The organism is Moorena sp. SIO3I6 (genome assembly GCF_010672095.1).
The window spans coordinates 1-1,359 of record NZ_JAAHHU010001385.1; the positions used below are offsets into that span (position 1 = coordinate 1).

1 protein-coding gene is annotated in these 1,359 nt (G+C 42.4%); it reads left to right on the forward strand.

All coding sequences use genetic code 11. From position 1 onward, the window contains the following. The first annotated feature begins 360 nt into the window (after positions 1 to 360). On the forward strand, positions 361 to 1,353 hold the full coding sequence (locus F6K49_RS49550) for a ribose-phosphate pyrophosphokinase (protein WP_293054379.1): 993 nt from the start codon (positions 361 to 363) through the stop codon (positions 1,351 to 1,353). The last annotated feature ends 6 nt before the right edge of the window (positions 1,354 to 1,359 follow it).

Consider the following 1,359-nt stretch of genomic DNA (forward strand, 5'->3'; position numbering starts at 1 on the left):
CCGCTATATATGTTGTTCGGGTTTATTAGAACATCACTACATGTTCATTGCTATCTTATTTTGGGGTAGAACTATCTTAAATAACTACCTTACTTGAGTAGATATACAGTTGTTCTAATTAAGTACAATAGTTAATTTTCGTATTTTAGTAAGAAACTTAAAAAAAACTGCTTGAGTTCTCAGGTTCGTATGATAGCAAGACACTATATATAGTGTCTTTAGTCAACACCTCTGTCAGGTCAACGCTATAAAAATTAATAAAATATTAATTAAATTTAAATAAATAATTATAAAAATTATTATAAAAAGGATATTCTTAGAATGTTAAGATCGCGTTGAAATAAGCTTCGAGGGTTTGCTGTGAGCAGTTCAGTTACTTTAGAGCTTCAACCTATTCTGCCCCAGATTGCCGCTAACAATCGTTTAAGACTATTTTCTGGTTCGGCAAATGTTTCCCTTTCTCAGGAAGTAGCACGTTATCTAGGCCTCGACTTGGGACCGATGCTACGGAAACGATTTGCTGATGGGGAGCTCTATGTCCAAATTCAAGAATCGATCAGAGGGTGTGATGTTTACCTCATTCAACCGACTTGCTATCCGGTCAATGATTACCTGATGGAGTTACTGATTATGATCGATGCTTGCCGTCGAGCCTCAGCGCGGCAAGTTACTGCTGTAATTCCTTACTATGGTTATGCGCGAGCAGACCGTAAAACGGCGGGACGTGAGTCCATTACAGCCAAGCTGGTGGCTAACCTGATTACTGGAGCTGGTGCTAATCGCATTTTGGCAATGGATTTGCACTCCGCTCAAATTCAAGGTTATTTCGATATCCCCTGTGACCATGTCTACGGTTCACCAGTATTGCTACAATATCTTGCTTCTAAGCACCTAACTGATCTAGTAGTAGTTTCGCCCGACGTTGGTGGTGTGGCTAGAGCCAGAGCCTTTGCCAAAAAGCTATATGATGCCCCCCTTGCCATTATTGACAAGCGCAGGCAAGCTCACAATATCGCTGAAGTGATGAATGTGATTGGGGATGTCAAGGGCAAAACGGCGGTGTTGGTGGATGATATGATTGACACTGCTGGCACGATTTGTGAAGCTGGCAAAGTACTGCGTCAAGAGGGGGCTCGCCAAGTCTATGCTTGTGCAACCCATGCCGTGTTTTCGCCACCAGCTGTAGAGCGCCTCTCTAGTGGGGTGTTTGAAGAAGTAATTGTTACCAATAGTATTCCACTACCGGACGCCAAACGGTTTCCACAGCTGACAGTGCTTTCAGTGGCTAACTTATTGGGTGAAACCATCTGGCGTATTCATGAAGACTCTTCTGTCAGCAGTATGTTTCGTTAAAAATCC